The sequence below is a fragment of the Xanthomonas sp. LF06-19 genome, assembly GCF_034105425.1.
Lineage (GTDB): Bacteria > Pseudomonadota > Gammaproteobacteria > Xanthomonadales > Xanthomonadaceae > Xanthomonas_A > Xanthomonas_A sontii.
Genome location: NZ_JAXGGH010000005.1, coordinates 349,823 through 375,895, shown reverse-complemented (window position 1 = coordinate 375,895; position 26,073 = coordinate 349,823). Strand labels below are relative to the sequence as shown.

20 protein-coding genes are annotated in these 26,073 nt (G+C 67.3%); 12 read left to right on the top strand and 8 right to left on the bottom strand.

All coding sequences use genetic code 11. From position 1 onward, the window contains the following. A partial coding sequence (locus SLW55_RS12645) for an ESPR-type extended signal peptide-containing protein (protein WP_320745217.1) occupies positions 1 to 1,655 on the bottom strand: 1,655 nt, incomplete at its 3' end. Positions 1,656 to 2,097: 442 nt separating this feature from the next. Between SLW55_RS12645 and SLW55_RS12640 the strand changes: the two genes are divergently transcribed. Next, positions 2,098 to 2,751, top strand: a complete 654-nt coding sequence (locus SLW55_RS12640) for a response regulator transcription factor (RefSeq protein WP_017915652.1) — start codon at positions 2,098 to 2,100, stop codon at positions 2,749 to 2,751. A gap of 684 nt (positions 2,752 to 3,435) precedes the next feature. On the opposite strand, the gene SLW55_RS12635 is transcribed toward SLW55_RS12640, so the two are convergent. Beyond that, positions 3,436 to 6,852, bottom strand: coding sequence for an ATP-binding protein (locus SLW55_RS12635; RefSeq protein WP_320745216.1), 3,417 nt, complete (start codon positions 6,850 to 6,852; stop codon positions 3,436 to 3,438). Between the two features lie 151 nt (positions 6,853 to 7,003). On the opposite strand from SLW55_RS12635, the gene SLW55_RS12630 reads away from it, so the two are divergent. Further along, complete coding sequence (locus SLW55_RS12630; protein ID WP_043095605.1) at positions 7,004 to 8,263, top strand: EAL domain-containing protein; 1,260 nt, start codon at positions 7,004 to 7,006, stop codon at positions 8,261 to 8,263. 190 nt (positions 8,264 to 8,453) lie between these two features. On the opposite strand, the gene SLW55_RS12625 is transcribed toward SLW55_RS12630, so the two are convergent. The 3 genes from SLW55_RS12625 to SLW55_RS12615 form a co-directional block, all read right to left on the bottom strand. Beyond that, entirely contained in the window at positions 8,454 to 8,891 is a 438-nt protein-coding gene (locus SLW55_RS12625) for a hypothetical protein (RefSeq protein ID WP_017914143.1), read from the bottom strand. A gap of 461 nt (positions 8,892 to 9,352) precedes the next feature. Further along, positions 9,353 to 10,168, bottom strand: a complete 816-nt coding sequence (locus SLW55_RS12620; RefSeq protein ID WP_152238020.1) for an amidohydrolase — start codon at positions 10,166 to 10,168, stop codon at positions 9,353 to 9,355. A 104-nt stretch (positions 10,169 to 10,272) separates the two neighbouring features. Then, positions 10,273 to 11,421, bottom strand: a complete 1,149-nt coding sequence (locus tag SLW55_RS12615) for a pyridoxal phosphate-dependent aminotransferase (protein WP_043095607.1) — start codon at positions 11,419 to 11,421, stop codon at positions 10,273 to 10,275. Between the two features lie 208 nt (positions 11,422 to 11,629). Between SLW55_RS12615 and ccmA the strand changes: the two genes are divergently transcribed. The 10 genes from ccmA (at position 11,630) to SLW55_RS12565 (ending at position 20,109) form a co-directional block, all read left to right on the top strand. Then, positions 11,630 to 12,277, top strand: a complete 648-nt coding sequence (gene ccmA, locus SLW55_RS12610) for a heme ABC exporter ATP-binding protein CcmA (protein ID WP_017907305.1) — start codon at positions 11,630 to 11,632, stop codon at positions 12,275 to 12,277. Then, positions 12,274 to 12,969: a heme exporter protein CcmB gene (gene ccmB / locus SLW55_RS12605; RefSeq protein WP_017907306.1), complete on the top strand. Its 696-nt coding sequence runs from the start codon at positions 12,274 to 12,276 to the stop codon at positions 12,967 to 12,969. Before ccmA ends, ccmB begins: the two co-directional genes overlap by 4 nt. Positions 12,970 to 13,097: 128 nt before the next feature. Further along, complete coding sequence (gene ccmC / locus SLW55_RS12600; RefSeq protein WP_010343777.1) at positions 13,098 to 13,847, top strand: heme ABC transporter permease CcmC; 750 nt, start codon at positions 13,098 to 13,100, stop codon at positions 13,845 to 13,847. Next, a complete protein-coding gene (locus tag SLW55_RS12595) occupies positions 13,844 to 14,020 on the top strand; it encodes a heme exporter protein CcmD (RefSeq protein ID WP_010343776.1) in 177 nt (58 codons plus the stop codon). Before ccmC ends, SLW55_RS12595 begins: the two co-directional genes overlap by 4 nt. Then, entirely contained in the window at positions 14,017 to 14,466 is a 450-nt protein-coding gene (ccmE, locus tag SLW55_RS12590) for a cytochrome c maturation protein CcmE (protein WP_010343775.1), read from the top strand. The genes SLW55_RS12595 and ccmE overlap by 4 nt, the downstream gene beginning before the upstream one ends. 171 nt (positions 14,467 to 14,637) lie before the next feature. Further along, positions 14,638 to 16,572, top strand: coding sequence for a heme lyase CcmF/NrfE family subunit (locus SLW55_RS12585; RefSeq protein WP_267093916.1), 1,935 nt, complete (start codon positions 14,638 to 14,640; stop codon positions 16,570 to 16,572). After that, entirely contained in the window at positions 16,569 to 17,177 is a 609-nt protein-coding gene (locus SLW55_RS12580) for a DsbE family thiol:disulfide interchange protein (RefSeq protein WP_295965053.1), read from the top strand. The genes SLW55_RS12585 and SLW55_RS12580 overlap by 4 nt, the downstream gene beginning before the upstream one ends. Further along, positions 17,174 to 17,641: a cytochrome c-type biogenesis protein gene (locus tag SLW55_RS12575; RefSeq protein WP_152237534.1), complete on the top strand. Its 468-nt coding sequence runs from the start codon at positions 17,174 to 17,176 to the stop codon at positions 17,639 to 17,641. Before SLW55_RS12580 ends, SLW55_RS12575 begins: the two co-directional genes overlap by 4 nt. Positions 17,642 to 17,645: 4 nt before the next feature. Next, positions 17,646 to 18,683 carry a tetratricopeptide repeat protein gene (locus tag SLW55_RS12570; protein WP_152237533.1) on the top strand — a complete coding sequence of 346 codons (1,038 nt, stop codon included), beginning with the start codon at positions 17,646 to 17,648 and terminating at the stop codon, positions 18,681 to 18,683. 313 nt (positions 18,684 to 18,996) lie between these two features. Next, positions 18,997 to 20,109, top strand: coding sequence for a homoserine O-acetyltransferase (locus SLW55_RS12565; protein ID WP_320745215.1), 1,113 nt, complete (start codon positions 18,997 to 18,999; stop codon positions 20,107 to 20,109). Positions 20,110 to 20,397: 288 nt separating this feature from the next. Here the strand turns inward: SLW55_RS12565 and SLW55_RS12560 are convergent, their stop codons facing one another. From SLW55_RS12560 to cydD, 3 genes are all read right to left on the bottom strand, one after another. Beyond that, complete coding sequence (locus tag SLW55_RS12560) at positions 20,398 to 22,269, bottom strand: S8 family serine peptidase (RefSeq protein WP_320745214.1); 1,872 nt, start codon at positions 22,267 to 22,269, stop codon at positions 20,398 to 20,400. Positions 22,270 to 22,537: 268 nt separating this feature from the next. Then, entirely contained in the window at positions 22,538 to 24,238 is a 1,701-nt protein-coding gene (gene cydC, locus SLW55_RS12555; RefSeq protein ID WP_320745213.1) for a thiol reductant ABC exporter subunit CydC, read from the bottom strand. Then, positions 24,235 to 25,953 (bottom strand): thiol reductant ABC exporter subunit CydD, encoded by a 1,719-nt coding sequence (gene cydD / locus SLW55_RS12550; RefSeq protein WP_320745224.1) that lies wholly within the window; start codon positions 25,951 to 25,953, stop codon positions 24,235 to 24,237. The genes cydC and cydD overlap by 4 nt, the downstream gene beginning before the upstream one ends. Between the last annotated feature and the right edge of the window lie 120 nt (positions 25,954 to 26,073).

The window sequence follows — 26,073 nt, the reverse complement described above, 5'->3', positions numbered from 1 at the left end:
TTGGTGCCGGCGTAGGTGTAGGTGGTGCCGTTGAGGGTCCCGCCGGTGGTCGCCACCGCCGCGGCCGTGCTGCTGCCGCTGCCCAGCGCCACGGCGCCGGCCTGCGCCGCCGCTGCGCCTGCACCCAGCGCCAGGCTGTTGTCGTCGTCGGCATGGGCGAATTTGCCGATGGCGGTGCCGTTGCCGCCTGCGGAAGTGGCCCCGTAGCCCATGGCGGTGCCGTTACGGCCTGCGGAAGTGGCCCCGTAGCCCATGGCGATGCTTTTCTCGCCGCTGGCATCAGCGGCATTGCCGATGGCGATGCCGCTGGAGGCTGTGGATTTAGCCGTGTAGCCCATGGCGATGCTGGCTCCGCCATTGGCATTGGCGGCGTAGCCCATGGCGATGCTTTTCTCGCCGCTGGCATCAGCGGCATTGCCGATGGCGATGCCGCTGGCGGCTGTGGATCTAGCCGTGTAGCCCATAGCGAGGCTGGCTCCGCCATGGGCATTGGCGGCGTAGCCCAGCGCTATGTTGTTGTCGTCGCTCTTGTTTTTCTCGTCGCCCGCCACCGCGCGACTGCCCAGTGCCATCGCATCACTGCCGTACACGGCCGCCGACGACCCAATCGCAGCACTGTTGGCACCTGTGGCCGTCGCATTCACGCCCAGCGCCAGGCTCTTGCCGCCGGTCGCGTTGGCTGCACTGCCAAGCGCCACATCGGCACTGGCACCGCTTTGAGAATTGCCGGCCACCGCTGACTTACCGAGCGCCACCGAATCATCTACGATGGCATTGGCGTCGTTGCCTATGGCGATGGAATTGTCACCCTGTGCCTTGTTATGCGCCTCAAAATTGGAATAGCTGCCGATCCCGATGGCACCGACGCCCGAGGAAACGACAGCATCGCCGACCGCGATGGCACCTCGCGCGGTCGCCCTCAAATTAATACCAAGCGCGATCGAGGACTCTCCGCCTGCCAATACACCACTAGTGCCGGTGCCTACTGCCACGCTATTCGTATCTTGCGCTTCCGCACGATTGCCGATCGCCACTCCGCGTATCCCGCTCGCCGAGGAGCGCACACCGAAGGCGGAAGCGTCATCGCCGGTGGCCTCAACTTGATAGCCAGTCGCAATGGAATGGCCACTCCCAACAATACCGGCACCTGTTACTAGGCTATTTTCATTCAACGCTGCAGCCGTATCGTCAAGCGCCCAGGCTCGCCCCTCGGTTGCCGCGGAGTACGCACCTTCCCCCTTACCGGCGGCGCTCGCGTTATAGCCCTCCGCGATCGCAGTCCCATCGTCATTGGTCGCAGTCTCATCGCCGCTGGAGGTCTTGGCATTGATCCCAAGCGCGTCTGCAGCCGAGGACCAGGCATTCGCAGCGTCGCCAACCGCAATTGCCTTATACGCGTCAACCTGACAATAAGGATTCTTGCTCCAAGACTGACAACCCAACACCCGGAACATCCCACCGGCCTCCACCTGGGCGGCCATCGCCTCACCACTGACGCCGAACATCGCCAACAGGATCGCAACGAGCAAGCAGGCAGCGACAGATTCTTCTTTAGACTTGGCACCTTGGCCTTTCGACCTACTCTTCGCCAGCTCCGACGCAATCACCCATGCACCGATAGTGCGATTCCACACAACCCTGAATACCCTATTCATTTTGGACCACCTGTAATTTATAGAGCAGAGAAAGTTAGAATTTTGTTGGCGCAGCAACGACGGGGAAGCCTCATCCCGTGCATGAGCGAATGCCCCAAACCGCGCATTCGGCGTTGCGCCCGCCAGAAAAAATTTAGAACGTCTTCGACAAGGACACGATGGGAAAACCCCATTCCACACATGGGCGAATGCCCAAAACCGTACGTTCGGCACGACAATCGACAGAAGAAAACTGACACTTCTTCGACAAGGGCAAGACGGGGAAACCCCCAGTCATGCACGAGCCAATACCCAAAATCCGGTCTCTGGCATCGAAAGATTCAGCCGACAGCACAGACGCCATGCGGCTTCAATCTCAGTTTCGCCACCGATGAATGGCGAAGCTGACGTATGATTCGGCGAATAACATCGCGCATGACGGCAGCGGCAACAGGACCCAACAATGGACAGGATCAGAGTCGGTATCGCCGACGACCACCCGATCGTGCTGCTCGGCGTGACCAGCGTGCTGAAGAACACGCCGGGCATCGACCTGCTCTTCAGTTGCGACGGCATCGGCCAGTTGCTGCGTGAGCTCGTAAAACAGCCGGTGGATGTGCTGCTGTGCGACTATGAATTCGAAAGCGACCCGCAAGCCGACGGGCTGCATCTGCTGCAGCGCCTGCGCCGGCTGGCGCCACAGATGCGATTGCTGGTGCTCAGCGCGCACACCGCACCCTCGATCGTCTCGGCGGCGCTGCAACTGGGCGCCTCCGGTTTCATCGGCAAGAGCCGCGCGGATTTCGGCAACCTGGCCGCGGCGGTGCAGGAAGTCGCCAGCGGCCGCCTCTATGTCCCCGGTTCGCTGTCGGCAGCGCTGCTGACAACGCATTACCGCAAGAACGGGGCCATCGGAATGGACGCGCTCTCCGCAAAGGAAGCCACCGTGGCGCGAATGACCGCCGATGGGCTATCGCTGAGCGAGATCGCCGATCGGCTCAAGCGCAGCCCCAAGACCATCAGCAACCAGAAGATCGCGGCGATGAAGAAGCTGGGCGCCAAGAACGACGTCGAACTGGCCGCGCTGCTGCGCGAGTTGGACAGTCAGGGCGTCTAGCGCGCGTCATGGACGTTGAAGAACAGATGCGGCTTTGTCGAGCGAGAGGATGGGAAGGACGACCAAGTGAAGCTCCGCCGAGGTTCTGGGCGGACCGCCATCATCGTGGGTTGCGCGTCGGAATCGATTGAGCCAGCCATCGTTTCGCTGCACCAACGGCACGGCAACGGGACGGAATCCCTTGCGGGATCAGAACAGCGTGGTCATGTCCAGTTCGATGCTTTTTCATGGCCCTTTGCGTCGGACGCTAACCGGCGTTGCCCTGGCCGATGAGAGCGGGCGCGGCTCTTGCCCCTGACGTATGCGAACGTCTTGTGCCAGCGATCGTGCCTGGGCACACTCCGCGTCAGCCGGCTCGACCTGCACCGCCAGCGACTGGCGGCGCATGCCCGGGGCCATCTAGAGCGGCTGACAAAACGGCTGCGCAGCCGCCAAGGCGAACCGGCTCGTGCCGTCCATCCAGCGCTATGCGTCGAGCATCATGCACTGATCGCGTTTGCGCTTCCGCATGTGCGGTTCCAACAGGCTCAGGGAGTGTCAGGCAGAACGCAGCGCGCGCGCCCTCATCATCGGAGACATCGCCCGGACACGACCGCGTCGGCGACGCCACCTGCGATGACTGGACTGACTCAACGTGGGCGCCAAGCGCCAATCGGCGTCACTTCGGCCGCGTCGTCGGCCGCTTCAACGCAGCGATTGCTCCACATGCAGAAGCAACTGCCGGCAACGCGCCGACAGCACAGCCCAATCCGCGCTCGGGCAGAGCTCCTGCACTACTTGCAGTTCCGCCAACAGATCGTCCGCCCCCAACGCCATCAAAGCGCCCTGCAGACGGTGTAGGCGCCGACGCAACAATTCCAGATCCTGCAAGACCAGCGCCTCCTCGATCGATTGCCGCTCCGCGTCCCACTCGGACCGGAGCGCCTGCCACAGCAAGGCATCCAGTTCGTCCGAAGGAGGTTCCCGGCCTCCCTCGGAAACCTCGGAGGAATTGCGGACGAGCATCGTGCTCCTCAGGACACGGCGCAAGTCGTTCAACGACACAGGCTTTTGCAGCAGATCGGAAAACTGCTCGGTATCGGCGCTGATCTCCGCCGCGGCCGACGCGGAGGTGGCTACGATCCGCGCTTCCGGATCGAAATCGCGCAACTTCCGCAGCAGGCCGACGCCATCCAGTTGCGGCATGCCCAGATCGGTGATGACCAGATCGGCGCGGCGCTCGAGCCACAGCGTCAGCGCCTCCATTCCATCGACGGCCACCCGCACGCGGCGGCATCCCAACGCCGCAAGTTGGTGCTTGATCAGCGTACGGTTCACCGCATCGTCTTCGGCCACCAGGATGTCCAGATCCTGTTCGACCACCTCCTCGGCGAGCCCCCCCGCATAGCGTTCGGCGGGGCGGGGAGTGATACCGGTCAGTGCGCTCATGGCGTCGAGCAATCCTTCGCGGCTCAGTGAACTGACCTCGACCCGCGTTTCGTGGCGATGCGGCACCAACGGCCCCTTTGCGGTCACGAATACGGTGCCCAGCGCTGGCACCGCGCTCAGGTCGGCAGCGTTCAAGACGCCGCCATCGGCCTGCGCCAGCACCCGGATGTGCAAGCGCGCCGGTCGCGCGTCCTCGTCGTACAGGGCTGCGCCCCAGCGGCGCAACCGCTCGGCGAGCATGTCCCGCCATGCCGGCTGCGCGCACACCAGATCCACCGTGATTCCCTCCAGCGCGTGCGAGTCGGCAGGAAGCGCGCGCGCTTTGCGTTTGAACGGCAGGTCGACCCGGAACACGCTACCCGCACCGGGTTCGCTGCTGACGCTGATGCGCCCGCCCATCAAGCGCGAAAGATTGCGGCACAGGAACAAACCCAATCCGGTACCACCGAAGCGGCGACTGATACTGTCGTCGGCCTGCGCCAGCGGGTTGAAGATCGCCGACTGCATCGAGGCGGGAATCCCGATGCCCGTATCGGCGACCTCGAAACGCGCCCACACCGTGTCGTCCTGTAGCGTGAGACAGCGCGAAGAGATCATGACCGAGCCACGCTCGGTGAACTTGGCCGCATTGCCCAGCAGATTTTGCAGGATCTGCGCCAAGCGCTGGTCGTCGCCCTGCATCACGGCATCCAGCTCCGGGTCCGTCACGCAGTAGAAAGCGACGCCGCTCTGCAGGATCGACGCGCCGAAACTGCGCGCGCAACGCTCCAGCACATCGTTAGGCGACATCGGTACTGGATTGATCTTCAGCGCGTTGGCCTCGAGCTTGGTCGAATCGAGCAGATCGTTGACCAGAGTGAGCAAGGCGTCGAACGAGCGGCGGATCATGTCCACCCATTCGCACTGCTCCAATCCCAGTGGGCTGCGCGCCAGCAGTTCCAGGTGACCCATCGCGCCATGCAACGGCGTGCGGATCTCATGGCTGACGATCGCCAGGAACATCGACTTGGCCCGGTTCGCTTCGTCGGCGGTCTGCTTGGCTTCTATCAACAGCATTTCGTTGGCTTTGCGCTCGTTGATGTCGACCAGCCCCAGCAACACCACCGAACGGCCGTCGAAGCGGGTCTGCGACGACGCCACGCCGATGTAGCTGCTCTGACCCTCGGCGATGTCCCACTGCACCTCGATGAACGAATGCTGCGCGCCGGGCACCGATTGCGCGCTGCGCTCGCGCATGACGTGTCGGTAGAAGTCCTCGCTGCGGTCGCCAAGCATGCGTTTGGCAACGCCGTTCTCCAGCATCACCGACTCGGTCCCCGGCGCGTAAATGCCGATGCCGATCGGCAAGGTGTCGATGATCGCCTTGCTGAAGTGTTCGGCCTCGATCAGCTTTTCGGCGCTGCTGAGCAGCGGCCTGGTCACCCTGAGATCGAAATAGATGACGGTTACCCACATCAGGACGAGCGCCAGCAGGCACACAAGCGCACCGGTGAAGAATTCGTACTGAAGATTCGCCAGCACGTCGCTCCAGGTATAGGCGTAGACCGCGATCCAGTCCGGACCACCGATGCGCTGGGCCACCAGGAAAATGTCGTTCCGGTACAGGGTGATCGGCTCGCCGGAAACTCCGCGGAACTGCGCCGCTTGTGCAAGAACCCGAGCCAGCAACGCCGCCTGGTCCGGATCTTGCGGAGGATCGCGGAGGTTCAGCTGACCCTCCTTGTTCAGCAGGAAGAACCCCGGGCGCCGGACTTCCCTGCGCAGGAAGAACTGCATGAACTGCCGATCCGGCAGCGACAACGCGATAGTGAAGACCCGCTTGCCATCGTGGAACATCGGCACGATGAGTTGCGACACGGAAGTTTGCCCGTCGCTGGCATCGGCTGGGCGCCACAACAATCTGTATTTGCGCAGGACTTGCGTCGGCGTCGACGCCACAAGGCGCTCCACCGCGGCGATGCGCTGGCGAATGAAGGCATCGGCGCCCTGGCGGCGCGCACTGTCCAACGCTGCCGTGCCCAGCACGGGAGACGCGGCCAGAAAACTGCCGTCGGGCGCATACAGGAACCCCTCCAGAGTCACGCCGGCCTTTCTGGCGTCGATGGAAGGTGCCGCAGAGATATCGCGGACCACCCGCATCGCCGTTGCCAGCCGCTCGGTATCGCCCGCACCGGTCAACACGCTCACCAGCGTAAAAGGGGTCGCGGTCAGGTCGTCCGTGGTCTGGGCGAAGCCGTGTCCGTCGGCCAACTTGCGCGCATAGCGCTGCACGGGGACGGTATCGTTCTGCCGTAGATTCCATACGCCTTCGTAGACATCGGCGAATTGGATCAGCCGCGCCGACAACTGATCCACCTGAGTCTGCACTTCCTCGCTGTCCTTGACGAACTGCGCGACTTGCTTTTCGCGATACTGATTGATGATACCGCTGCAAAACAGCCAGGCAGCGGTGACGATGGACAGCGAAAGCGCGGTCGCCGACCCGTAGAGGATGCGCCGGTAGTGTCGTCCAGTTCTGGCAAGTAATTTTTGCGGCATCTCGGCTCTCGGAACGCCCTGCGACGCCGCGGGCAGGCGAATGGCCGCAGGATAGCTCAGCGCCATCTCGCTCGCCAACGCAGCAAAAATCCGGCCTTTCGGCGCTGTCCGGCTCGCGTCCACGCCTTGCCGCATGCCCCATCGCGCGCACTTGCGTCTTTGGGCGCGCGCCCATCCGCGCTTAAGGCACGCGCCATTACCGCCGCCGCGATCTGCAGACAAGCTGAGATTCTCGGCAAGAGTCGGGTTCCCGCGTTGCCGCCCACACGCCACCGATGAGGCTCTCATGAACAAAAGCGCACATGTTCCATTCTTCAACATCCGCAACGCCTTGATCGCATACGACAGCGAACTGCGGAGTTCCTACGTCGGCAAGCTGCTGCAACGGCTGGGCGTGGCAAAGGTCCATAGCGCAAGCAACAACGACCAACTGCTCGAACGGATGCGCACCACGCCGATCGACCTGGTGGTGACGTCGGCGCGCTTGCAGGGCGCATCGGCCCTGCAATTGATCGATGCCCTGGCCGACAGCCATTTCAGCGGCCATGTCATCGTCGGTGGAGTGACGGACATGCGCTTCCAGAGCGCAATCCATGAATATGCGCAGCAACGCGACGGCGGGCTGATGCAATTGGTCTTCGCCGGAGAGGCGCTGCGGCTGTTCGACTTCACCGACATGCTGTACCGCGCAAACCCGCCGACGACCATCGATAACGATGGCCAGCTCATCGAGAATACCGCTCAGCGCATCACCGCCGACGATGTCCACGCCGCCTACCGCACTGGAGAGATTTCCGCCTTCCTGCAGCCGAGTTACTGCCTCACCACCGGCGCCATGGCGGGCGCAGAAGCGCTGGTGCGATGGCAGCACCCGACATTGGGCGTGCTTGGCCCGAACCATTTCCTCTCTCTCCTGGAGGAATGCGACCTTGGGGAGGAGTTGATCGGCCAGTTGATCGACACGGTGGCCAGCGTCAGCAGCTCGCTGTCCTTGCCATCAACGCTGAAACTGTCGATCAACGTATCCGCCACCCGTCTCGTCTCGGCGAGCTGGGCGGACTGCATCGTCCAACGCTTGATTCGTTCGGGAGGCGTCCCCCACCATTTCGCCATCGAGGTGACCGAGGACGGAATGGATCACTGCGACCGCCACATCGCCGGCGCCGTGGCCCACTGGCGACTCAATGGAATCGATTGCGCCATCGACGATTTCGGCACCGGGGGATCTTCGATCCACCGTCTGTGCATGGCGCCTTTCAACATCCTGAAGATCGACCATCAGATGGTCCGGCGCTCGCGGCTGACCACGCATGTGTTCGAAACGCTGGAGGGCATCGTTCGGCTGGCGCACGGCATGGGAATGCGCGTGGTCGCCGAGGGCATCGAAACCGAAGAGGACGCGGCGCGCATGCGCAGCATCAGATGCGACATCGGTCAAGGCTACCATTTCAGCCGGCCATTACCCGTGGAGGAATTCATGGCCCTGGCATCCTCGCACACCGTGTTCGGACAACGCATCCAACCTGCCGCTGCGGCCGCTATCTGACGCTTGCCATCTCGAGCAGCGCATCGCCCAAGCAAAAAACTTCATCCCTGCCGAAAACTCCGCATGTCACGCAAAAACCTCCTCCTGCTCACCCTCGCCCTGGCCAGCCTCGCGTCGATCGTCGTGACCGCCGGATAAAACAGCGCCGGCCCCGCGCGCGGCTGCGGGCGGGGCCGGCACAGAGCAAGCCTTACTTGCGGCGCTCGATCACGAAGTTGCCGACGTTGACGCCCAGATCGACGCCCTCGCCGGTGCCGGCCAGGGCCAGCGAGATATCGCCCTTTGTGACGACCTGCGCGGTGCTGGACTTGACCACGCCGGCATGCGCTTCGGCGGCGGCATAGGTGCCGAACAGATCGTTGAGGCTATAGGCGCCGGTGAAGGTGCCGCGGCCACCGACGATCTTCGACTTGCCGACCGTCAGGCCACCGCCCTTGCTGCTGATCTTGACCGGGATCACCGCGCCGTCGTTGCAGGTGATGGTGCCGGTGCCCTTGGCGGTCTTGTAGAACACCGACCAGCCGGACAGGTTGAAGGACAGCTTGCAATCGATGTTGCCGGCGGCCTGGGCCTGCGGCGCGAGCGCGGCCGCACCCAGCAGTGCGAGCAGAGAGAGCGACTTGATCATGTGGGCATTCCGGGTGGGTGGACAAGGCGCGAGGGTAGCAATGGGTTTGTCGCGGCCGCGACAAGGTTGCGGGAGCGTCGCGCGTGCGTTCAGCAGGCATTTCCAATCGCGGCGGGCGCGGTCGGCCCCGTACAGGCAGGAGGCGAGGCCCGCGCCAAACATCTCCAGCACTCGTCTGCGCCGGCTTGGCCTGACTGCCTCAATGCATTGTGGGCGTCAACGCGCATGCAGCGGCGACGTGCGAAGCACTTGCTGATGGCGTAATGCGTCGGGACTGAAGTCCCTCCCACAGTGCACCCGCCACGCTTGCCGCAACATGCTGCGGGAGGGGCTATTGCCGCGCTTTCGAAATCCGCCGCGACAGGGGTTACCGGGAAAGCCCGTCGCGGCTGAAGCGGCTCCTACGACAGGCGTCTTCGGAAATAGCACGATGAGCTTTCCGGCATCACGGGAGCCGCAGGCTAGTCGTCCAGACTGAAGGCATCCGCATCGAGCATGGCCGGGAAGCGCGCGCGGTGCGCGGCCAGCGCGGCGGCGGAGATCGTGGTGGTGGCGACCTGTTCGCGCTCGCGGATCTCCAGTTGCGGCTGGCCGAGGAAATCGATCACCGCGCTGTCGCCGGCATAGTGCAGGTCGTTGCCGTCCACGCCGACGCGGTTGACCGCGGCCACGAAGCACAGGTTCTCGATCGCGCGCGCGCGCAGCAGCGTACGCCAGGCGTAGGCGCGCGCCGACGGCCAGTTGGCGACGAACAGCTGCAGATCGAAATCCAGCTGACCCGGGCGCTCGACGTCGTAGCGGTTGCGGCAGAACACCGGGAAGCGCAGGTCGTAGCAGACCTGCGGATTGATCCGCCAGCCCTTCCACTCCACGCACAGGCGTTCGTGCCCGGCGGCGTAGCGCAGGTGTTCGTTGCCGTAGCGGAACAGATGACGCTTGTCGTAATGCTGCAACACGCCGTCCGGCGTGGCCCACAGCAGGCGGTTGAATACCTTGGCCTCGCCATCGGCGCCGGGCACGCGCAACTGTACGCTGCCGGTCACCGCCGCGCCCAGCCGTGCCGCCTGCTCGCGGATCCAGGCCACGGTCGGCCCGTCCATGTCCTCGGCCTGCGCCAGCGCATCGTTGGAGAAGCCGCTGGTGAAGGTCTCCGGCAGGATCACCAGGTCGGTGACGCCGGCCAGCGGCGCCAGCAGTTCGGCGTAATACGCGCGGTTGCCAGCCGGATCGTGCCAGCGGGTATCGCCCTGGACCAACGAAATCCTCAGATCGTTCATAGCAGGGAATCGGGAAAGGGGAATAGGGAATGGGTAAAGGCTAAGCGCATCGGCGAGATTTCACCATTCCCCATTCCCAAATCTCCAATCCCGGCACTTAAGCGCTACAGCGCGCGCAAGCGCTCGATCGCCGCATCCAGCGTCGCCTCGTTCTTGGCGAAGCACAGCCTGGCAAGGCGCTGGGCGGGCGGCGGGTCCTGGTAAAACGGCGACAGCGGGATCGCCGCCACGCCCTTCTCGATGGTCAGCCACTTCACGAACTCGGTGTCGGGCAGGTCGCTGACCGCCGAATAGTCCACCAGCTGGAAGTAGCCGCCCGGCACCGGCAGCGGCTTCAGCCGGGTGCCCAGCAATTGTTCGCGGAAGCGATCGCGCTTGGCTTGGTAGAACGCGCCGAGCTGTTCGTCGTGCTCGGGCTCCTCGCGAATCATCGCGGCGAACGCGTGCTGGGCCGGGCCGAAGCTGGCGAAGGTGTTGTACTGGTGGACCTTGCGGAACTCGGCGCTGAGCGCCGGCGGCGCGATCGCGTAGCCGATCTTCCAGCCGGTGCAGTGATAGGTCTTGCCGAAGCTGGAGACGACGAAGGCGCGCTCGCGCAGTTCCGGCCAGCGCAGCACCGACTCGTGGCGGCGGCCGTCGAACACGATGTGCTCGTAGACCTCGTCGGAGATCAGGAAGATGTCGCTGCCGCGCAGCAGCTCGGCCACCGCCTGCAGGTCGTCGGCACCGAACATCGCCCCGGACGGGTTGTGCGGGCTGTTGAGCATCAGCAGGCGGGTGCGCGGGGTGATCGCCGCGCGCACCCGCTCCCAGTCCACCGCGAACGTCTGCGGGTCCAGCGGCACGTGCACCGCACGCGCGCCGGCCAGGTCGATCGCCGGCTCGTAGCTGTCGTAGGCCGGGTCCAGCACGATCACCTCCTCGCCCGGGCGCACCACGGCGTGGATGGCGTTGAACAGCGCTTCGGTGGCGCCGCTGGTGACGGTGACCTCGGTGTCGGCATCGACCTGGGCGCCATAGCAACGCAGCGCCTTCTCGGCGATCGCCTGGCGCAGCGCCGGCACGCCGGTCATCGGCGGGTACTGGTTGTGGCCGTCGCGCATCGCCCGGTCCAGCGCCTCGATCAGCCGCGGCGGCACCGGGAAATCGGGAAAGCCCTGGCCCAGGTTGACCGCGCCGTGCTCGGCGGCCAGTTGCGACATCACGGTGAAGATGGTGGTGCCCACCTTGGGCAGCTTGGTCTGCGGATGCATGCGGGGGATCTGCGGGCAGCGGGAAAACGCCGAGTGTACGCAAAGCCGCTTGCCGGCGATGCGCCCTACACGCCGCCGCTCCACTGACGCAGCGCATGCGCATCGCCGCGTGTGGCCGCCGCCGGCATCCGCCGGACGCCCGCATGCCGATACAATGCGCGCCTTCCCTTGCCGCCCGCCGCCGCGCCATCCGCCGCGGCCTTCGCCGATGACCGATCCGCTGTACACCGCCCCACCGCTACTGGCCGCGCACGGGCTCACGTTCGCCCGCGACGACGCCGCGGTGTTCGGTCCGCTGGACTTCCACCTGGATGCCGGCGAGGCGCTGCTGGTGCAGGGCGACAACGGCGCCGGCAAGACCACCCTGCTGCGGGTGCTGGTCGGCCTGCTGCGCGCCGAGGCCGGGCGCATCGAGATCGACGGCCACCCGGTGCGGCGCGGCGACCGCGCCCGCTTCATGGCCTACCTGGGCCACCTGGGCGCGCTGAAGGCCGATCTGAGCACCCTGGAGAACCTGCACTACCTGTGCGGCCTGCAGGGGCGCCGGGCCAAGCAGATGCCCGGCAGCGCGCTGGCCATCGTCGGCCTGGCCGGCTACGAGGACACCCTGGTAAGGCAGCTGTCGGCCGGGCAGAAGAAGCGCCTGGCGCTGGCGCGGATGTGGCTGTCGCCGGCGCCGCTGTGGCTGCTCGACGAGCCCTACGCCAACCTCGACCTGGACGGCATCACCCTGGTCAACCGCATGATCGCCGCGCACCTGCGCAGCGGCGGCGCGGCCCTGGTCACCACCCATGGCGCCTATGCCGCCCCCCCCGTGCGCACCCGCATGCTGACCTTGAGCGGAGTCGCCGCATGAGCCTGGCCACGCCCGTTCCTTCGCTGTGGCAGGCCACCCGGGCGCTGCTGCTGCGCGACCTGCGCCTGCTGTGGCGGCGCCGCGGCGACGCGCTGCAGCCGGCGCTGTTCGCCCTGCTGATCGTGGCCCTGTTCGCGCTGGCGCTGGGCAACCAGCCGCGCCTGCTCGGCGAGGTGGCCGGCGCCGCGCTATGGCTGGCGGTGCTGCTGGCCGGCCTGCTGGCGCTGGACAGTCTGTTCCGCAGCGATGCCGAAGACGGCTCGCTGGAGCAATGGCTGCTGGCGCCGGTGCCGCTGGCCTGGCTGGTGCTGGTGCGGGTGCTGCTGCACTGGGTCACCACCGCCTTGCCGCTGATCGTGGCCGCCCCGCTGCTCGGCGAATTGCTGCACCTGCCACATGACCGCATGCCGGTGCTGCTGGCATCGTTGGCGCTGGGGACCCCGCTGCTGAGCCTGCTCGGCGCGGTGGTCGCGGCGCTGACGGTGGGCATGAAGCGCGCCGGCATCCTGGTCGCGCTGCTGGCCCTGCCGCTGTACGTGCCGGTGCTGGTGTTCGGCGCCGGCAGCGTGGCGGCGGCGGCGCAGGGCCTGGATCCGGCCGGCGGCCTGCTGTTGCTGGCCGCGGGCCTGGTCGCGGGCCTGGTGCTGGCGCCGTTGGCGGCGGCCGCGGCGATCCGCATCTCGCTGAGCTGAGCCGTTGGCGCAGCGCGGGCGCGGCGGCGGCCGTACCATGCAAGCGCAGTGTTCCCTCGCCGTTCCGTCGTTGTCGCATCGAATGTTGTCGCATCGAAGCCCGCCTTCCGCCAGCTAGAATCGTCCGCATGGCCTCTCTCGTCCGCTGGTTCCACCAACTCGGTTCGCCGCCGACCTTCGATCGCTTCGCTGCGCGCTGGACGCCGTGGTGCTACCTGGCGGCGCTGCTGCTGGCCGGCGTGGGCATCTGGCAGGCCCTGTTCGTGGTCCCGGCCGACCGCCTGCAGAGCGATGCCTTCCGCATCCTCTACATCCATGTACCCAGCGCCTGGATGAGCCTGTTCGTGTTCGGCCTGATGGCCGTGTACGCGGCCATCGCCCAGGTCTGGCGGATCAAGCTGTGCGAGATCCTGGCGATGGCCTGCGCGCCGATCGGCGCCGCCTTCACCCTGATCACCCTGCTGACCGGCAGCATCTGGGGCAAGCCGATGTGGGGCGCCTGGTGGGACTGGGACCCGCGCCTGACCACCGAGCTGATCCTGCTGTTCCTGTACATCGGCGTGATGGGCCTGTACCTGGCGATCGAGGACCGGCGCACCGCCGCACGCGCGGCCGGGCTGCTGGCCATCGTCGGCGTGGTGCTGCTGCCGGTGATCCGCTATTCGGTGGTGTGGTGGAACTCGCTGCACCAGGGCCAGACCATCCGCCTGTTCGGCCAGTCCAGCATGGACCCGAGCATGCTGCCGCCGCTGTGGCTGATGGTGGCCGCGACCAAGTTCTGGTTCGCCGGCTCGCTGCTGGCGCGCGCGCGCGCCGACAACCTGCGCCGCGAGGCCGGCAAGGACTGGGTGACGCAACTGGCGGAGGCACGCGGATGAACTACCTGCCGTATGTGGTCGGTGCCTATGCGGTGTTCGCCGGGGTGCTGCTGGCCGATTTCGTGCTGGCGCGGCTGCAGGTGCGCAACGCCCTGCGGGCGGCACGGCTGCGCGCGCAACGCAAGCGCCAGGCCAAGGCCGAACCGGCGCCGCCGCTGGAGCTGAGCCGATGAACCCGCAGCGCAAGCGCCGCCTGCTGTGGCTGATGCTGCTGGTGCTGGCCGCCGGCCTGACCACCACGCTGGTGGCGATGGCCCTGCAGCGCAATGCCGCCTACCTGTACACCCCGGCCGAAGTGCTGGCCGGCAAGACCGGCGCGCACGCGCGCTTCCGCCTCGGCGGCATGGTCGAGAAGGGCTCGTTCCAGCGCGCACCCGGTTCGCTGCAATCGCACTTCCGGGTCACCGACGGCGATGCGCAACTGACCGTGCGCTACGACCGGATCCTGCCCGACCTGTTCCGCGAGGGCCAGGCGGTGGTGGCCACCGGCAGCATGCACGACGGCGTGTTCGTCGCCGAGGACGTGCTGGCCAAGCACGACGAGACCTATATGCCGAAGGAGCTGGCGGACAAGATGGGCAGCGCGCATCGCAAGCATGATGTGGGGGCGATGCAGTGAGGGGCGGGAATCGGGATTGGGGAATGGGGAATCGTCGAAGCAACAGCGCTGGCACGATCGTTGGCACCACCAAGCAGCGGCGACGGAACCCGGGGGGGCAGCCTTGCGCCACGTGCATCCCGCAATCCGCTGCGCGTCCCGCCCTACCCGCCCGCGCGTTCCGCAAGCGCCATGCTGCCTGAGGTCGGTCAGCTCCTGCTGATCCTCGCCCTGCTCACCGCGGTGTTGCAGGCGGCGCTGCCGCTGGCCGGCGCGCAACGCGGCGATGCGCGCTGGATGGGCGTGGCGCGGCCGGCTGCGTTCGCGCAACTGGCGCTGGTCGCCGGCGCCTTCGCGATCCTTACCCACGCCTTCGTGACCCAGGATTTCTCGGTGGCCTACGTCGCCGAGAACTCCAACTCGCTGCTGCCGCTGGTGTACCGCTACTCCGCGGTGTGGGGCGCGCACGAGGGCTCGCTGCTGCTGTGGACGCTGATCCTGGCGCTGTGGACCGGCGCGGTGGCGCTGTACTCGCGGCGCCTGCCGGCGCACGTCGTCGCGCGGGTGATCGGCACCCTGGCGCTGGTCAGCATCGGCTTCCTGGCGTTTTTGCTGTTCACCTCCAACCCGTTCGCGCGGCTGCTGCCGGCGCCGCTGGAAGGGCGCGATCTCAATCCGCTGCTGCAGGATCCTGGCCTGGTGATCCATCCGCCGCTGCTGTACGCCGGCTATGTCGGCTTCGCGGTGCCGTTCGCCTTCGCCATTGCCGCGCTGCTGGACGGCCAGGTGGACGCGCGCTGGCTGCGCTGGACGCGGCCGTGGACCAACGTGGCCTGGGGCTTTTTGACCATCGGCATCGCCCTCGGCAGCTGGTGGGCGTACTACGAACTGGGCTGGGGCGGCTGGTGGTTCTGGGACCCGGTGGAGAACGCCAGCTTCATGCCGTGGCTGGCCGGGGCGGCGCTGCTGCATTCGCAGGCGGTCACCGAGAAACGCGGCAGCTTCGGCGCCTGGACCCTGTTGCTGGCGATCGCCGCGTTCTCGCTGTCGCTGCTCGGCACCTTCCTGGTACGCTCGGGCGTGCTGACCAGCGTGCACTCGTTTGCCGCCGACCCCGCCCGCGGCCTGTTCATCCTGGTGTTCCTGAGCCTGCTGTGCGGCGGCGCGCTGCTGCTGTACGCGCTGCGCGGTGGCCGCGTGGCGGCGGCAGCCGACGAGGCGCGGCAACGCTTCGCCCCGGCCTCGCGCGAGACCCTGCTGCTGGCCAACAACCTGCTGCTGACCTGCGCCTGCGCGATGGTGCTGCTGGGCACGCTGTATCCGCTGCTGGCCGATGCGCTGGACCTGGGCAAGCTGTCGGTGGGGCCGCCCTACTTCGGTACCTTGTTCATCGTGCTGATGGCGCCGCTGGTGGCGCTGCTGCCGTTCGGCCCGCTGACCCGCTGGCAGCGCGAACAGGCGTCGCGGCCGCTGGCGCTGCTGGCGCCGTGGGCGGGCCTGGCGCTGCTGGCCGGGGCAATCGGCTTCTTCCTGGCGCCGCAGGGTGCGTGGAAGACCGCCGCCGGCGTCGCCGCCGCGACCTGGGTGCTGCTGGGCACCGCGCGCTTCGTATGGAGCCGGCGCCAGCTCAAGGGCAGCCGTTTCACTGCCGAGATGCTGGGCATGACCCTGGCGCACACCGGCATCGCCGTTTTTCTGGCCGGCGCGTTGCTGGTCGAGGCCCTGGAGCAGCAGCGCGAAGTGGCGCTGGCGCCCGGACAGCACCTGGAGCTGGGCCGCTACCGTTTCGAGCTGCAGGGGCTGGACCAGCGCAAGGGCCCCAACTACGTGGCCGAACGCGCGCACGTGCAGGTGCTGCGCGACGATCGCCCGCTGGCGCTGCTGCATCCGGAAAAACGCCTGTACGCCAGCGGCGGCCAGAACATGACCGAAGCCGGCATCCACCCCGGCCTGTTCGGCGACGTCTACGTCGCCCTCGGCGAGCCGCTGGGCGGCAACGCCTGGGCGATGCGCGTGCACGTCAAACCTTTCGTGCGCTGGATCTGGCTTGGCGCGGCGCTGATGGCGCTGGGTGGTTTCGTCACCGCCGCCGACCGGCGCTTCCGTCGTTCCCCGGAGACCCCCTGATGTCCGCTCCCGCTCCACGTCGCCTGCCGCTGCCCGCCATCGTTCTGGGCGCGCTGTTCTTCCTTGGCCTGCTGGCGTTGATGGTGTATGCGGTGCAGCGTTCCGGCAGCGCCGATCGCGACGCGCTGCCCTCGGCGCTGATCGGCAAGCCGGCGCCGGCGTTCGAACTGCCGCTGCTGCACGACGCCTCGATCCGCGTGCGCAGCAGCGAGTTGCTGGGCGCGCCGTACTTGCTCAACGTGTGGGGCAGCTGGTGCCCGGCCTGCCGCGAGGAACACCCGGTGCTGACCCGCTTCGCGCTCAGCAAGCGTGTGCGGGTGATCGGCTACGACTGGAAGGACACCCGCGAGGACGCGCTCCGCTGGCTGGAGCAGTTGGGCAATCCGTTCCTGGCGGTGCTGTTCGATCCCGAAGGGCGCACCGCGATCGACTGGGGCGTGGCCGCGGCGCCGGAGACCTTCCTGGTCGACGCGCGCGGCGTGGTGCGCTGGAAGCATGCCGGCCCGCTGACCGATGCGATCATCCGCGACGAACTGCTGCCGGCACTGGAGCAGGCCGAGCGCGACGCCCCGCCGACGCGCGCCCAGGGCAAGGCCACGCCATGAGCCAGCACCGCCGGCCTGCGCTGCGGCTGGGCCTGCTGGCGCTGCTGGCGCTGCTGGCGTGGTCCACGCTGGCCGGCGCCGAACCGGTGTCCGATCCGACGCCGCTGGCCTATCGCTCCGCCGCCGAGGAGGCACGCTTCCATGCGCTGACCGCGGAACTGCGCTGCGTGCAATGCCAGAACCAGTCGCTGGCCGACTCGCACGCGCAGATCGCCATGGACCTGCGCCGCGAAGTGCTGGAGCTGATGCACCAGGGCAAGTCGGATGCGCAGATCAAGCAGTTCCTGGTCGACCGCTACGGCGAGTTCGTGCTGTACCGGCCACAGCTGGAAGCGCGTACCTGGCTGCTGTGGTTCGGCCCCTTGCTGCTGCTGGCCGGCGGCGCCGTGGTGCTGATCCGGATGGTGCGGCGACGCGCGCCGGCAGCGACCGCGCTACCGCTGCAGGACGAACAGGAATGGTGAGGCGATGCTGAGTTGGGGCATGTCGGCCGCGGCGGTGGCGCTGGCGGCGCTGGTGTTCGCGGTGGTGTTGTGGCCGCTGCGCAGCCGCGGCCGCAACGGCGCGGTGCTGGCGGTGGCGATCCTGGCGCTGGGCGTGGCGACGGCGGCGCTGTATGCGTTGGTCGGCACCCCGCGCGCGTTGCAGGCGCAGAACCGCGAGGCACCACGCACGCTCGAGGATGGCGTGAAGCAACTGCAGGCGGCGCTGGCGAAGGATCCCAACCGGGCCGACGGCTGGGCCTTGCTCGGCCGCAGCCAGATGTCGCTGGGCCACCACGCCGAGGCCGCGGCCGCATTCGCGCGTGCGGTGCGCCTGGCGCCGGAGCAGGCGCCGCTGCTGATCGAAGCAGCCGAGGCGCGTGCGATGGCCAACCCGCAACGGCAGTTCGACGACCAGGCGTTGGCCTGGCTGCAGCACGCCCTGCAATTGGCGCCGGGCAGCGAACGCGGCGCCTGGTTCCTGGGCATCGCCCAGCGCCAGCGCGGCCAGGACGCCGCCGCCGCGGCCACCTGGGAAGCGCTGTTGCCGCGCGTGGACGCGGCCACCGCCGCGGCGCTGCGGCCACAGATCGACGCGGCGCGCAGCGCGGCCGGCCTGCCGGCGCTGCCCGCTGACGGCACCGCCGCCACGGCGCAGGATGCGCAGGCGCCGGCGAGCACCGGCCTGACCGTGGCCGTGTCGCTGGACCCGGCGTTCGCCGCCCGCGTGCGCCTGCGCGGCGACGCCAGCGTATTCGTGATCGCACGCGTACCGGGCGGCCCGCCGATGCCGGTGGCGGTGCAGAAGCATCCACTGCAGGCGCTGCCGTTGCGGGTGACGCTGAGCGACGCGGACAGCCCGATGCCGACGCAGAAGCTCTCGCAACTCAAGCAGGTGCAGGTGATCGCGCGGCTGTCGGCCAGCGGTAACGCCATGCGCCAGGACGGCGATCTGGAATCGGCGCCGGTGACGGTCACCCTGCCGGCGACCGCGCCGGTGGAGCTGGTGATCGGCAAGCCGTAGCGCAAGCAGTCGTGTGGGAGCGACCGTGCCTGATCGGGACCGTCCGGTCGCGACCAGGCCAAGACGCCAGCAAGAATGCGAAACGTCGTTGCAGCAGCGGCTTCAGCCGCGACACGCTCTACCGGGAGGCCTGTCGCGACTGAAGCCGCTCCCACGAGGCAACAGCGTGTCGGACTGGATCGCGGTGGAAGCGAATGATCAGACGCGCAGTAGATCCGGCCCGGCGTCACTCACGGACGCCATCGCGGCCCGACACGCTCCATCCCGCACCACGCATACGCCGGATGCGCAATCGCGCGGCTAGAATCGGCGCATGACCGAATTCATCCCGCCCGGCAGCCGCTTCCTCGCCCTGCCCTCGCCGTTCCCGATGAAACGTGGCGGCCAGTTGCATGGCGCGCGGGTCGCCTACGAAACCTGGGGCACGCTGTCGGCCGCGCGCGACAACGCGGTCCTGATCGTCACCGGACTCTCGCCCGACGCGCATGCCGCGGCCAATGCCGACGATCCCACGCCAGGCTGGTGGGACGGCATGCTCGGCCCGGGCAAGCCGATCGACACCCAGCGTTGGTTCGTGATCTGCGTGAACTCGCTGGGCAGTTGCAAGGGCTCGACCGGCCCCGCCTCAGCGCACCCGGACGACGGCCAGCCGTATCGCCTGCGCTTCCCGGAGCTGTCGATCGAGGACGGTGCCGACGCCGCCGCGCAAGTGGTGCGGGCACTGAACATCGCGCAGTTGGCCTGCGTGATCGGCAACTCGATGGGCGGCATGACCGCGCTGGCGCTGCTGCACCGGCATCCGGGCCTGGCGCGCAGCCACATCAATATTTCCGGCAGCGCGCAGGCACTGCCGTTCTCGATCGCGATCCGCTCGCTGCAGCGCGAGGCGATCCGCCTGGACCCGAACTGGAACGGCGGCGACTACGACGAGGCCACCTATCCCGAGTCGGGCATGCGCATGGCACGCAAGCTCGGCGTGATCACCTACCGCTCGGCGCTGGAATGGGACGGCCGCTTCGGCCGCGTGCGGCTGGACTCGGACCAGACCGACGACGATCCGTTCGGCCTGGAATTCCGGGTCGAGAGCTACCTGGAAGGCCACGCCCGCCGCTTCGTACGCCGCTTCGACCCGAACTGCTATCTGTACCTGAGCCGCTCGATGGACTGGTTCGACCTGGCAGAACCTGCCGGCGGCGACGTGCTGGCCGGCATCGCCACGATCCGCATCGAGCGCGCGCTGGCGATCGGCGCCAACACCGACATCCTGTTCCCGGTGCAGCAGCAGCAACAGATCGCCGACGGCCTGCGCGCCGGCGGCGCACAGGCGCAGTTCCTGGGGCTGGATTCGCCGCAGGGCCACGATGCCTTCCTGGTGGATTTCGCGCGGTTCGGACCGGCGGTTCGGGAGTTTCTGGACGCGCTGTGAGTGGTGCGGCGAACTGCCCGCACCACTCCATCATGCGGTGCCTGGCGCTGCCGTCGTCGGCAAGTCGAGATGGACTTACCTCAAGATGCATCCCGTTCGATGAGTTGAGCTACCTCCGAACACATCGCACCTCTTAGATCGCCCGCGCGTAACCGCTGCCACGGCCGTACGCACGGACCGACTGAAACGCTGGCGACACACGGAATTGGAAAGGCAGAAGCGAGAGCACGGCAGATCCTTTGCCGTACTCTCGCCGATCGTTGCAGCAGAACGCCGGCAACGGTGATATCAGTTGAACCGCGGCATGTCCGCCAGCGCCGTGTTCTGGATCAGCGTCTCGCCATTGAACTCGAAGTAGCGGCCATAGGCGGTGATCACCTCATGCCGATTGCTCTTCAGCTCACGCGTATCGAACTTGCACGGCGTACCCGCCGGACCGTAGTTGCAGATCTGCTGATAGCGCGCAACGCTCTGCAACGGACCGGAAGCAAGCAGATTGCCGTTGGCGTCCCACATCCAGTACTGCCCGTACGCGTTGACTGACTCGACCAGACCGCCCCATTCCGGGAACACGACCAGCGAGCGCGTGTCGAATACGCAGGGATTCTTTCCTTGGCAAGGGCCAGCCGCATACCGCGGGACGTCTTTCAGTTCTCCACCCTGCGGACCAAACGGCTGGCCGTTGGCGTCGAAGTTCCAGTAGCGACCGTAAGCGGTAATTGATTCAAGATAGCCCACACCCGGGTAGTCCACTTCAGTGCGAGTTTCGAACTTGCATGCATAATGAGAGCCCACAGATTCCTGCGTACATGGTCCGTTTCCGGCTGCATAACGCGGCACGGCACTCAGCGGCGCTGGCCTTGCCGAAGGCTGTCCCTGGGTATCGAACTTCCATAGATGACCATAGGCAATCACAGACTCAGTGCCATGAGGGCCTTCATCAATCGCGTCAAGCACACACGCAGTCGGCCGAAGCGAATCATCGCCGAAATTGTACAGGCATGGACCGGGAATCTTTCCATTTCCTACCATTGAACGAGCCCAGTTAACGGCCGCCTCTGCGTTTAGCAAGCCGGCACCACACCGATTGTCAGCGCAGGCCATCGGCGTCGCCGTGCTTTTCAGGATGTTCTTGATCTGATCGGGCGTCAGAGCAGGATTCGCAGATAACATCAATCCGATCGCCCCACTGACGTGTGGCGCCGACATTGAGGTTCCCGAAAGAAAGCGATAACACGACGTCAATCCATCGCCGTTTTTCACCGCCCAAGCAGAGAGCACGCCGACCCTCGTCACAGCGTTGACCTGCGAAATTGGATTTACTATCCCGGGACAATCACCTAGTCCAGCGCCATAAACCCCTTCATCGCGAGTCGCGCCGCCACCAGGCGCCATCAACGTCAACGATGCCCCGCCATTGGTGTAAGGGGCCTCAAGATTCATCTGATCGGTCGCCCCGACAGAGATGACTCCGGGACAAGAAGCTGGCCGCACATGAGCCACATCGACCCACGAGCCGGAAGCTGCTTGGTCGTAGATTATCCCTGGCGCATTGTGGTTACCAGCCGAAGCTACGATCGAAACGCCCGCGACCAGCGCCTGGGAGATGGCACGATTAGTGTACTGGTAGTCGTCACAAGTACTGGTCGGGTCCGCCAGACTTAGATTGACGACCCTTGCGCCAGATTGGACTGCAATCTTGATCGCTGCAGCCAGGTTAGCATCACTGACGCCCTGATAGATTCTGCTCGAAAGAATCTCGCACTGTGGGCAGACACCGGCGATACCTTGTCCATTTTGTGTTTTAGCGCCAATGATTCCGGCCGTATGGGTTCCATGTGCAAATCCGCCATCTTCATTGGGGTTACCTCCATTTATTCCGCGATAGAAATCTCTACCGCTTCCATCCTGGGCCCACGTAATATCCGGGTGTCCGGAATACCCAGAATCGATCGTGGCAATTCGAATCTTCTGGCCATTCGCTGGCGCAAGCACCCAGGCCTGCGGTGCGCGAATCGCGGAAAGATTCCATTGCTGCGCCGAAAGCGGATCGTTGGTAGGCGCCTGTGCGTGGACCGAGCTACTTAGTGCCAATCCTATCAACGCCCCTAAGCGCACCAGGGCAGATAAACGTTTCTTCGCGAACATTGTTCCAGACATACGTGAAACTCCTTTTCTCTGATGGGCAACCCCCTGTCGCCCGGTCATCCGGAAAGAAACTGACTACCGCTTCGTGGTGTTCGCTCCGCATCACCGACCGTCGCGAAATTCTAGAGCGGTGACGTCTCACAGACCGACACTGACGGCGCGTTGTATACCATCAGAGAATCTCGTCCCAGTTGCCATCGTTCTGCGACATGCGTGCTTGGAGGTCGCCGCCATTCGTGGCATAAGTGCGCCACGCGCGACCAGTCACGCTGCGCGTGTCTCACACCGTGTCATCGCCCGACGCTTCGCCGCTGCGCACGAGCTGTCCGTCCTGCAAGCGATAGCGCACATGCACCACCCCATCGGGCAGCGTGTCGTGGCTGATCAGCAGCAGGCTGCGCTGGCCCAGCGCCTGCGCCAGGTCGCGCAGCAGCGCCTGCGCGGTGTCCACGTCCAGACCTTCGGTGGGTTCGTCCAGCACCAGCAACGGTGCCTCGCGCAACAGGGCACGGGCCAGGGCCAGGCGCCGCGCCTGGCCGGCGGACATGGTGGCGCCGTTTTCGCCGAGCCAGGCGTCGAGGCCACCGACTTCGTGCAGCCAGGCGTCGAGCCGCACGTCGGTCAGCACCCGCTGCAGCCGCGCATCCTCGGCTGCGGGATCGCCCAGGCGCAGATTGTCGCGCACGCTGCCGGCGAACACCGGCGCGCCCTGCGGCAGCCAGGCGACGCGGCGATGCCAGTGCGCCTCGGCGACCTCGCGCAAATCCGTGCCGGCGAAGCGGACGCTACCCTGTTGCGGATCCCACAGCCGCAGCAGCAGCGCCGACAGGGTGGTCTTGCCGCTGCCGCTGTCGCCGGAGAGGGCGATGCGCTCGCCCGGCGCGATGCGCAGGGACACACCGTCGAGTACGCGCCGCGCCTCGCCCGGCCAGGCGAACACGACGTCATCGAACTGCACCTCGCCGGTCGCCGGCAGCGGCTGCGGATGCGCCGGGTCTAGCACTGGTGGCGCCTGCCCGGCGATCGCCTGCAGGCGCCGCGCGGCGACGCGGCCGGACTGCAGCGCCTGCCAGGCCAGGCCGGCCCCGGCCCAGACCTCGAGCAGGGCCACGGTCAGGAACACCAGGCCGGCGGCCTGTTCGGCGCTGATCGCGTCGGCACGCGCCGCACCCAGCGCCACCCACAGCATCGCCAGCAGGCCCAGCGCCGCGCACAGCGCGTGCAGCGCGTTGCCGCCGATCAACCGCTGCCGCTGGCGCCGGTCTTCGCTGCGCAGCGCCTGTGCGCTGGCATCCACGCGCGCGATCCAGGCGGCTTGCGCGTCGAGCGCGGCCAGGTCGGCGGCGCCCTCCAGGCCTTCGTAGGCCAGGGTGCGCAAGGCTTCGCGCTGCTGCGCGCGTGCGCGTTCGCGGGCCTCGCCGCCGCGCGCCACCACCCACGGCACGCCGAGCCCGATCGCCAACGCAAGCGCGGTCAGCACCAGCGCCGCCGGCCCGTGGATCGCCGCTGCCGCGGCAATGCCGATCGTGCCGACGCCGAGCAGTGCGGCCAGCGGCGCCAGCGCGCGCACCACCAGGCCGTCGACCTCGCCGATGTCCGACATCAGCCGTGCCAGCAGTTCGCCGGTGCGGCTGGCGCCGAGCCGTGCCGGTGCCAGCGGCAGTGCGCGGCGGAAGAACCACACCCGCAGGTCGCGGGCGATGCGCAGGGTCGCGTCGTGCCCGACCAGCTTTTCGCCGTAGCGCGAGGCGATGCGCGCGAAGGTCAGTGCGCGAATGCCGGCCGACGGTGAGAAGAAGTTGAAGCCGCTGCCCAAGCCGACCGCGCCGGCCAGCGCCGCGGCGGTGAGGAAGCCGCCGGACAGGCCGAGCAGCCCGACCCCGGCCAGCATCGTGCACAGCACCAGCAGCGCGGTCAGCAGCAGCCGGCCGAGATGGCGACCGAACACGCCACGCAAGGTGTCGCGAGTGCCGCCGCTCATGACAACGTCTCCTGCGTCGCGGTGGATGCGTCGCGTGCCGGCAAACGCAGCACCGCATCGGCCCAGCGCATCGCCGCTTCGCTGTGGGTGGCGACGATCACGCTGCGGCCGCGGGCGAAGTCCGCCAGCGTGCGCAGCAGCTCCGCCTCGGTATCCGCATCCAGGAACGCGGTCGGTTCGTCCAGCAACAGCAGTTCCGGATCGCGCAGCAACAGCCGGGCCAGGCCGATACGGCGCGCTTCGCCACCGGACAGGCCGAAACCGCGCTCGCCGATCGGCGTGTCCAGGCCCTGCGGCAGACGTGCGGCGAAACGCAGCACCTGCGCCGCCTCGGCCGCCGCACGCACCTGCGCAGCGCTGGCCTGCGGATCGGCCAGGCGCAGGTTGTCGGCGATGCTGCCGTGGAACAGATACGGCCGCTGCCCGGCGTAGCCGATGCGCAGCCCCTTGCGCACCTGCAAGGTACCGGCACGCGGCGGCAGCCACCCGGCCAGCGCTTCCAGCAGCGTGCTCTTGCCGCTGCCACTGGGGCCGACCAGGGCCAGGCGCTGTCCGGCATGCAGATCGACATCCAGGCCCTGCACCGCGTCGCAGCGCGCACCCAGCGGGCGCAGGTGCAGCGCGCGCGCCTGCAGCAGCGGTACCTCGCGCGACGCGCTTGTGGAAGGCGCGGCGACGGGCATTGCCTCGGCAGCGGCGTCGTTCGGCACGACGGCCCCCTCGGCGTGCGCAGCCGGCGCATCCGTGGCCTGCGGCAGGCTTTCCAGCAGGCGCTCCACCTCGGCCGCCGCGGCCAGCGCATTGGCGCGGTCGTGGTAATGCGCGGCCAGGCGCCGCAGCGGCGCATAGAACTCCGGCGCCAGCAGCAGGCAGAACACGCCGGTACCCAGGGTCGGCACGCTGCCGTGCAGGGCGATCATGCCGAGGTAGCTCAGGCCCAGGTACAGCGCGACGATCGCCACGCTGACCGAGGCGAAGAACTCCAGCACGGTGGACGACAGGAACGCGATGCGCAGCACTTTCAGCGTGCGCTCGCGCACGCCCTCGGCGGCAGCGGCGATCCCGCGCAGTTCGTCGTCGCCGCGCCCGTACAGGCGCAACAGGCCCAGGCCCTTGAGCCGGTCGGCGAAGTGCCCGCCCATCCGCGCCAACTCGCGCAACTGACGGCGACCGGCGGCCTCGGCGCCCCAGCCCACCAGCATCATGAAGATCGGCACCAGCGGCGCGGTGAACAACAGGATCAGACCGACCACCCAGTCGCTCCACGCCACCGCCAGCACGATCAGCAGCGGCACCACGCTCACTTCCCAGCGCGCGGGCCGGTAGCCTGCGTAGTAACCGTCCAGCGCATCGCCATGCGCCAGCAGCAGTTCGCCGAGTTCGCCGTTGCGCTGTCCGCGCAGCCACAGCGGCCCGCGCTGCAGCAGTTGCCGGTACACGCGCCGGCGCAGCTCGAGTTTGGCCGCATCGGCGACATCGCCGGCGGCACGCTGCGCAGCGGCGCCGAGCCCGGCGCGCAGGACCAGCATCAACGCCAGCAGGCCGAAGAACGGCAGCGCCTGCGCCAGGTCGCGGCGCTCGACCAGCAGCGCCTGCACCAGCCAGGCGATGGCGCCGGCCTGCACGATCAGCAGCGCGCCGGACGCGCTGATCGCCGCCGCAGCCAGGCGCTGGCGGCCGCGCGCGGCCGCAGCCAGGCCCTCCAGCCAGCGCATGCGCTGCTGCCGCTGCTGCGGCGTATCGGCGGGCAGTGCAGTGGACGGCTCGGCGGAATCGGTCAAAACGGGCTCGGCGCGGCGAACGAAGTCGCCAGTTTAGCGGGAAGGCGCTTCCGG

Coding starts and splice junctions, on each gene's coding strand:
- SLW55_RS12640 (WP_017915652.1), top strand. CDS start 2,098: ATGGACAGGATCAGAGTCGGTATCGCCGACGACCACCCGATCGTGCTG.
- SLW55_RS12635 (WP_320745216.1), bottom strand. CDS start 6,852: ATGCGGCAAGGCGTGGACGCGAGCCGGACAGCGCCGAAAGGCCGGATT.
- SLW55_RS12630 (WP_043095605.1), top strand. CDS start 7,004: ATGAACAAAAGCGCACATGTTCCATTCTTCAACATCCGCAACGCCTTG.
- SLW55_RS12625 (WP_017914143.1), bottom strand. CDS start 8,891: ATGATCAAGTCGCTCTCTCTGCTCGCACTGCTGGGTGCGGCCGCGCTC.
- SLW55_RS12620 (WP_152238020.1), bottom strand. CDS start 10,168: ATGAACGATCTGAGGATTTCGTTGGTCCAGGGCGATACCCGCTGGCAC.
- SLW55_RS12615 (WP_043095607.1), bottom strand. CDS start 11,421: ATGCATCCGCAGACCAAGCTGCCCAAGGTGGGCACCACCATCTTCACC.
- ccmA (WP_017907305.1), top strand. CDS start 11,630: ATGACCGATCCGCTGTACACCGCCCCACCGCTACTGGCCGCGCACGGG.
- ccmB (WP_017907306.1), top strand. CDS start 12,274: ATGAGCCTGGCCACGCCCGTTCCTTCGCTGTGGCAGGCCACCCGGGCG.
- ccmC (WP_010343777.1), top strand. CDS start 13,098: ATGGCCTCTCTCGTCCGCTGGTTCCACCAACTCGGTTCGCCGCCGACC.
- SLW55_RS12595 (WP_010343776.1), top strand. CDS start 13,844: ATGAACTACCTGCCGTATGTGGTCGGTGCCTATGCGGTGTTCGCCGGG.
- ccmE (WP_010343775.1), top strand. CDS start 14,017: ATGAACCCGCAGCGCAAGCGCCGCCTGCTGTGGCTGATGCTGCTGGTG.
- SLW55_RS12585 (WP_267093916.1), top strand. CDS start 14,638: ATGCTGCCTGAGGTCGGTCAGCTCCTGCTGATCCTCGCCCTGCTCACC.
- SLW55_RS12575 (WP_152237534.1), top strand. CDS start 17,174: ATGAGCCAGCACCGCCGGCCTGCGCTGCGGCTGGGCCTGCTGGCGCTG.
- SLW55_RS12570 (WP_152237533.1), top strand. CDS start 17,646: ATGCTGAGTTGGGGCATGTCGGCCGCGGCGGTGGCGCTGGCGGCGCTG.
- SLW55_RS12565 (WP_320745215.1), top strand. CDS start 18,997: ATGACCGAATTCATCCCGCCCGGCAGCCGCTTCCTCGCCCTGCCCTCG.
- SLW55_RS12560 (WP_320745214.1), bottom strand. CDS start 22,269: ATGTCTGGAACAATGTTCGCGAAGAAACGTTTATCTGCCCTGGTGCGC.
- cydC (WP_320745213.1), bottom strand. CDS start 24,238: ATGAGCGGCGGCACTCGCGACACCTTGCGTGGCGTGTTCGGTCGCCAT.
- cydD (WP_320745224.1), bottom strand. CDS start 25,953: ATGCGCTGGCTGGAGGGCCTGGCTGCGGCCGCGCGCGGCCGCCAGCGC.